Source organism: Leptolyngbya sp. Heron Island J, assembly GCF_000482245.1.
Taxonomy (GTDB): Bacteria; Cyanobacteriota; Cyanobacteriia; order Phormidesmidales; family Phormidesmidaceae; genus Leptothoe.
Genome location: NZ_AWNH01000038.1, coordinates 116,261 through 123,116, shown reverse-complemented (window position 1 = coordinate 123,116; position 6,856 = coordinate 116,261). Strand labels below are relative to the sequence as shown.

The window sequence follows — 6,856 nt, the reverse complement described above, 5'->3', positions numbered from 1 at the left end:
GTGGCCATTCCCCACGGTCTCTATGACCTTCAGCAAAACAAAGGGTACGTCCAAATTGGGACGAGTCGAGATACCTCAGAATTTGCCTGTGACTCCATCTATCATTGGTGGACTCACCATGGGAGCAATGACTATCCCACGGCCTCATCGATTCTCCTATTGTGTGATGCCGGAGGGAGCAACAATGCGCGTCACTATATCTTCAAGGAAGACCTCCAAACTTTAGCCAATGACTTGGGAATTGAGATTCGCGTTGCCCATTACCCACCCTATACCTCCAAATACAATCCTATTGAACATCGATTATTTGCTCAGATTTCACGCACCTGCCAAGGGGCCATTTTTGAATCGCTTGAAGCACTCAGCAACTTGATAGCTCAAACCTCTACCAAGACTGGATTATCCGTTGTGACCACGATTATCGATGCGGTCTATGAGACCGGACGTAAAGCTGCCGATGAGTTTAAGGCTCACATGCCCCTTCGCTTTGATGACCATTTACCTCAATGGAATTATGTCGCTCAACCACAACACATATAAAATTGGAAGTTATTAAATCCTTATTCCTAAGTGACGCAGATTGCTCAGGTTGGTCAACCAGTCGGGTAACTCTGTTAGCTTATTACCAATAGTTAGCGGCCCCCACTTCCATTTACCATTGACGGCAGTATTGTCCCATGCCTGATTCCCATACTCATCCTTTTTCCCCTTGCCCAACATCAGCCTCTCCAGCTGAGTCAGCTTACCAATTTCCTCCGGTAACTCCGTCAGCCCCTGCCCCGACAGATCCAACTCCGTCCATCCTTCTGCTGCCGCCTGCTCAAGCAAAGCCAGTAGCTCATCCTTAGTCATCGCCATCGCCTAACCCCACCTCGAACTCCATATTGGCAAAAATTGTTCGATTTTGGCTCTATCGGCAGCTTAATAAAATCAGAAGTTCAGACAGTGCTAGTGTTCCCTTCGACTTCGCTCAGCGGATGCTGGTGGTGAAAGTTGGCTGAGCGAGGTAGAAAGTTGGCTGAGCGAGGTGAAAGTTGGCTGAGCGGAGTCGAGGCCAACCACCACATAACAACCCCTCAAACGTCTGCTTGACTCATCGATCTGGGCCTGATAGCCTACACAATAAGCGACTGACCCCAGTTGCTTTTCGCACCCAAAAAAATTAGCTGCGCGAGATGGAAGTGCTACCAACACAACCACCCCGCTAACCCCTCGACTGATCAGCCCAGTCGGTGAGCTGTGAGCATTTTACAGCCACCCTGAGTTTAGTTGCAGGGTGGCTAACTTTTTTGGGCGCTTTCCTCCTGTCGTTTCGCGTTTAACCCCGCCAAGGAAAACGCCCCTATGACCTTCCAAGACCAGACACCTCAGGTGTTGCCCAGTTTACCTGCCGACTTTTCCACCCTGCCAGGTCCCGGCAGCACCATCCGCCATATCCTGCTCGGTCATCCCAGCAATATCCGCCAAACCATCCACCTGCTCCATAACCTTCGCTATGTCGAAACCAGCCACTGGAGTCCCCTGATCGAAGTCCCTGACCATCGGCTGATTTTAAGACCAGAACCCGATGACGTCATCACCATGCTCGTCCGACGATTGTAGAGATTTGGTAGGGGTGGTGCCCTCGTGCTATCCCCTATCGCAGGCGGAGCCTGGGTTGGCTGTGCTCAGCCAGAGGCTGGGCACTAGGTTGTAGGTTGGAGACACCGGGTTTCGACTTCGCTCAGCCCTCGGGGGTCGGATACTACAGGCGGAGCCTGGGCTGGTTGTGCTCAGCCAGAGGCTGGGCACTAGGTTGGGGCTGAGCACTAGGTTGGGCTGGGTGAGCGGAGCCGAACCCATGCAACAACGTATAAAAGCAAGGAATCACAAATAACGTCAGCACCGTCGCCAACGACAATCCCCAAAAAATCACCACTCCCAACGGCTGCAAAAACTCCGATCCCTCACCTAGCCCTAACGCCAATGGCAACATGCCTAACACTGTTGTCACCGTCGTCATCAAAATTGGCCGTAACCGCTGGGGAGCCGCCTTTAGCATCGCCACTATGCGACTGCACTCCTCCGTTACATAAATCTGATTCGCCAGCTCCACTAAAATAATTGCATTGTTGACCACAATGCCTACCAACAGTACTGCCCCTACAACAACTGTCGCGCCAATTGCTGTTTCTGTAACATACAGTCCCAAAATCCCCCCAGCCAGAGCCAGCGGCACTGTCAACATAATCACCAACGGATCAATTAGTGAGTTATATTGCACCGCCATCACTGTAAATACCAAGAAAATGGCCAGTCCACCTAACAGCCCCAGGCCCTGCTGAATTGCCTCATTACTCTGGGCACTAAAGCTGGGCAACCGCGTGACCTCTGGCGGCAGCGTCACCGTTGCCATGACCTGGTCTACCTCATCTAACGCCTCCCCCAGACTAGCGCCCTCTGCCAGTCGGCCTTCGATGATAAACACCTGACGCTGATTAATCCGCTGGATTTCACCCGGTGACTGCCCCTTTGCAATCGTTGCGACATCGCTGAGACGCACCTGTTGATTGCTACTTAATAAGGGTAGCTGGCTGAGCTGTGCTGGATTTTGGACCAGACTATCCGGTGTCTGGACCCGCACATCGATGAGCCGGTCCCCTCGCTGTAGCTGAGTTGGCACCACACCTGAGAGAATTGTCTCCACTGTGCGGCCAATCTCCTCGGCTGAAAGTCCCACATCTGCTGCTCGCTCCCAGTCGGGTTGAATCTGGATTTCGGGCTGTGGAGGATCGGCATCAGGTAGATAGCTGGCCAGGGTAGCTTGTTCCCCCAGGGCATCCAGCACCTGCTGTCCGGCTTGCTGTAAAAGTGCTGTATCGCTGCTTTGCAGGATAATATCTACATCGCTGCGTACCGGAGAATTGCTTAAGATGAGGCCGCGCACAGACCCTGGTGAGACTCGCAAACGGGTTTTGACCAGGTTTAACTGACTGAGTTCCTGGTTCATCCGACCCGTAAAGGCTTCTACATCGGTGCCAGGTTTTAGGGTAAGCGTACTAGACCCGCGCAGCGCATTGTCGATGCTGGTGCTACCAAAGAGAAAACCACCGGCAGTACTAAATACATAGTCAGTCTCTGGTTGTGCTATTAGGATGTCGTCCAGTGCTGCCATGACTTTGCGGTTTTCTTCTAAAGTCGTACCAGGTGGCAGCTGCACCCATACCCTAGCCTGACCATTACTAATGCTGGGTAAAATCTCTTGAGGAATCTGTTGCGCCATCATCCAGCTGCCGCCGCCGAACAGCAGAATAGCTGAGGCGATCACAGCGATTCTCTGACGTAATACCCAAGCCAGGGTGTTGGTATAGCTCAAGGTCAATCTCTGGAGCCGTTGACCAAACCAGCGTATCGGCCAGAAATTGTCTATCTTGCTAGATGTGTTGATTGTGAGTAACCGCGCAGCTAGAGCTGGAACCACTGTTAACGCGACTAATAAAGATGCCGCGACGGCCAGACTAATGGTCACAACTAATTCACTAAACAGGAGGGAGATAAACCCACCCATTAGTAAAAATGGCAGCACTGCTACCAGATTTGTTGTGGTTGAAGCGACCAGGGCGGATTCTAATTCTTGACTGCTGGTTTCTGCCTGACGGATGACAGGGCGGGGGCTGCGGGCGACGCCATTAGCAATGTTTTCTAGCATGACAATGGCGTTGTCGACGACAATACCAACGCCAAGGGCAAGTCCACCCAGGCTAAAGACATTGAGGGATAAGCCAAATAGCCCTGACAGCAACAGTGTAACCAAGGTAGCCAGCGGAATGGCCAATACAATAATAAATGTCTGTCGCAGAGAGCCTAAAAACATGAAGACAGCGATGGCGGCTAAAGCTGTCCCGGTGAGACCGGCTGTGGCAACATTCTGAATTGAGTTTTGGATAAAGATGGATTCATCCAGGGTGACGTTGATAATCAGATCATCGGGGACTGCCCCTGATGCTTTGATCTGGTCTAATTTTTGCTTAATGCCCTCAACGACAGCAATGGTATTGGCTGTTGGCTGTTTCTGAACACTGACCTTGACGGCGGGCTGACCATTCAGATTGACAAACAGTCGCTGTTCTTTGGTGCCATCATTGACCTCGGCAAAGTCTCGTAGATAGACTTGCTGATCGCCGATCTCAAACAGTAAGTTCTGAATCTCATCTGCATTCTGAAATTGGCCGGTAACCCGTGTCAGGGGTTCGCTAGTGGGGCCTTGAATCCGGCCTCCGGAGGTGTCTTGATTGCGTTCTGATAGGGCATCTAGGACATTGGTAATGCCGATGCCCTTGGGTTGCATTCGAGATGGGTCAAGGTTGACTTGAACTTCTTCTTGGACACCACCGGAGACATCGACGCTGGCCACTCCGGGGACGGTAGATAGCTCCCGTGCGAGTTCCTGGTCGGCAAAGATGCGTAGATTTCTGCCCTGCAGTGTTTCTGATGTCAGGGCCATCTCATAGACTGGTAGCTGAGATGGGTCAAACTTAAACAATCGTGGCTGTTCAATATTGTTTGGCAGACGGTCGCGAGCCCGATTTAGGGTGGCTGTGGCGTCGTTGAGGGCCTGGTCAATGTCGCCCCCTGGTTCAAAATATAGGTCTACGCTGACCCGACCCTCACGGGTCTTAGAGACTATTTGCACAACCCCTTCTGTGGCTGCTAGGGCCTGCTCTAGAGGTCGGGTGATTTCATCGACGGCGACTTCGGGGGATATGCCTGGGGAATCGGCCCGCACCCCAATCCGTGGATAGGTGATGGAGGGTAACAGGTCTACTGGCAGCTGCGCTGTGAAGAACAGACCGAGAATGATCGTGGCTACGGTGAGCGTCAGCGTGGCGATGTGGCGACGAATGGCAAGTTTGCTGAGGCTCATAGTTACTCTCCCATGCCTTCAGACAAAATACTTAATCGCACTGCCTGCCCGGTTTCTAGAGGCTGATCGCTTTTGACGACAAAAGGTTCATTGGCGGTCAATCCTGAGAGAATTTCGACTCGCCCTTGCTGGGTTTGGCCGACCTCCACCGTTCGAGCTATCACCGTAGCTTGTTCATCTTGCTGTTCGATGGCAAAGATAGTATTTTCTGCTGTTCCGGTTTCTAAGGCACTGGTGGGGACAACTATTCGTTCACTGCCCGGTGGTGTGAATTGCACCCGAGCTAAGAGGCCGCTGCCGATGCGGCTATCGGGGTTCGGCATTGTTACTTCTACCGTTACTAAGCGGGAGGTGGGGTCGGCGACGGGGGAAATGCGGGAAATGCGGCCGGTAATATTGTCCAGGTCTGGAAAGGCGTCGAGACGAATCTGGGCCGGTTGGCCAATGGTGAGTTGCCCCAGGTCTAGCTCAGAGACTTGGACGGCTACTTTTAAGGTGCTGAGGTCACCGAGTTCTAGGAGGGTAGATCCGGGTTGGACGTAGTCACCGGGGTCCACCAGTCGGGTGAGGACAGTGGCAGGGCTTTGGGCGGTTAATTCTACCCAGCGTAGCTGTTCCCTGGCTTCGGCAACGACGGCTTGTTGGGCATTGACTCGACCGGCAGAGGCTGCGATCGCATTCTGTCGAGCTTGCACCTGAGCTTTGGCTGACTTAACGGCCTGCTCGGCATTGACCAAAGCGAGTTCAGCCGCCTCAGCCGCCTGTTGAGAAATTGCCCCCTGATTGGCCAGCTGCCTTAACCGCTCGGCATCAACTTTGGCCTGGTCTCTGGTGGCTTGAGCCTGGGCAACAGCTGCTTGAGCATCAACGATAGAAACCTGACTCTCCGCAATTTCTGACTGTCTGACCGAAAGTTCCGCCTGGGCTTCATTCACCCGCGCCTTGAGTAAGCCACTGTCGATTTTGGCCAATAGTGTCTCGGGTTGCACTAGATCACCCACATCCACATAAAGTGAGACTACCTCACCCGCCGTTTGTGCCCGTAGAGCTACCTGCTGCTGTGGTTGAGTCGTGCCAGTATATTCCAGGGCTTCGGCTAGGGAGCTGCTTTGGGCACGAGCGGTTTCTACGGCTACAGGTCTGTCCTCCGCATCGCTAGGTCTGCCTGGACGACCTACTTGGGCTTCACTGGGGGCAAAGAAACCGCAGCCAGGGAGCAGTAAGGCTAACCCCAATCCGGCAATCAATCTAACACTGTGCTGAAGTCTGTTATGCCAAATGGTCATGGACTATTCCTTGGTTTCCCAAATCGGATGTGAGGCAGATTTGCATCGGTACTGCGTATCCCAAAATGCAAACCGACACATCGGATTTGCCTTGTTAGGATACATCGATATTTTAACTTTTGTTAATAAAAACAGGGGCAGGAATTGCCAGGACAATTTAAGGTAGATAGCCGAAAGTAAACGTCCCTGACACCGCTGGTTTCGACTCTGCTCAACCAGCTAACTTAGGGAAATGAGGGCTGAGGCTTCGACGGTGAGGCTTCGACGGTGAGCTCAGCCGAACCGCTCAGCCGAACCGCGGAGTCGTTCGCGAAGCGTCTCCCACGGAGATACCCGGATTGATGGATAGTTTTGTCCATTCACTTACTAACCGAAAAAGGTAGACAGTCTGCTTGTGCTAACCCTTGACTTTGTATCCCTTTGTCCATATCCATGGGGTGGCGACTAATATGTCAGCGAGTATAACGAACAGAAACTTACCCGTTGGGTACTCTCTTCCTCTCTTTTTGAATAACGGCTTATGATATTGCCCGTGAGACAATTGAGCGGCAGAAGCGGGCATACAGAGGAGGGAGAAGAGTACAGATTTATTGAGTGGCCAACTATCGTCAGCAGACGCAAACTATGATGGCTTAACAATCGTTCCTGAGTTCAAACGGGTTACTGG

At 52.4% G+C, this 6,856-nt stretch carries 5 protein-coding genes; 2 read left to right on the top strand and 3 right to left on the bottom strand.

Annotation, left to right across the window (positions count from 1 at the left end; all coding sequences use genetic code 11):
- Positions 1–540, top strand: a 540-nt coding sequence (locus N836_RS50815; protein WP_023072485.1) for an ISAzo13 family transposase, incomplete at its 5' end; no start/stop codon positions are given.
- 12 nt (positions 541–552) lie between these two features.
- Here the strand turns inward: N836_RS50815 and N836_RS77020 are convergent.
- Entirely contained in the window at positions 553–858 is a 306-nt protein-coding gene (locus N836_RS77020) for a leucine-rich repeat domain-containing protein (RefSeq protein WP_023072484.1), read from the bottom strand.
- A 486-nt stretch (positions 859–1,344) separates the two neighbouring features.
- Here N836_RS77020 and N836_RS75285 point away from each other — a divergent pair, with 486 nt between their 5' ends.
- Positions 1,345–1,602 (top strand): hypothetical protein, encoded by a 258-nt coding sequence (locus N836_RS75285; RefSeq protein WP_081716847.1) that lies wholly within the window; start codon positions 1,345–1,347, stop codon positions 1,600–1,602.
- Between the two features lie 142 nt (positions 1,603–1,744).
- Here the strand turns inward: N836_RS75285 and N836_RS50805 are convergent, their stop codons facing one another.
- Together N836_RS50805 and N836_RS50800 are read right to left on the bottom strand one after the other, a co-directional pair.
- Positions 1,745–4,903 carry an efflux RND transporter permease subunit gene (locus N836_RS50805; RefSeq protein WP_023072482.1) on the bottom strand — a complete coding sequence of 1,053 codons (3,159 nt, stop codon included), beginning with the start codon at positions 4,901–4,903 and terminating at the stop codon, positions 1,745–1,747.
- Between the two features lie 2 nt (positions 4,904–4,905).
- Positions 4,906–6,189 (bottom strand): efflux RND transporter periplasmic adaptor subunit, encoded by a 1,284-nt coding sequence (locus N836_RS50800; protein ID WP_023072481.1) that lies wholly within the window; start codon positions 6,187–6,189, stop codon positions 4,906–4,908.
- Positions 6,190–6,856 lie beyond the last annotated feature (667 nt).

Bases quoted from the DNA above. Each gene is read 5' to 3' on its own strand.
- N836_RS77020 (WP_023072484.1), bottom strand. From the start codon at position 858: ATGGCGATGACTAAGGATGAGCTACTGGCTTTGCTTGAGCAGGCGGCA.
- N836_RS75285 (WP_081716847.1), top strand. From the start codon at position 1,345: ATGACCTTCCAAGACCAGACACCTCAGGTGTTGCCCAGTTTACCTGCC.
- N836_RS50805 (WP_023072482.1), bottom strand. From the start codon at position 4,903: ATGAGCCTCAGCAAACTTGCCATTCGTCGCCACATCGCCACGCTGACG.
- N836_RS50800 (WP_023072481.1), bottom strand. From the start codon at position 6,189: ATGACCATTTGGCATAACAGACTTCAGCACAGTGTTAGATTGATTGCC.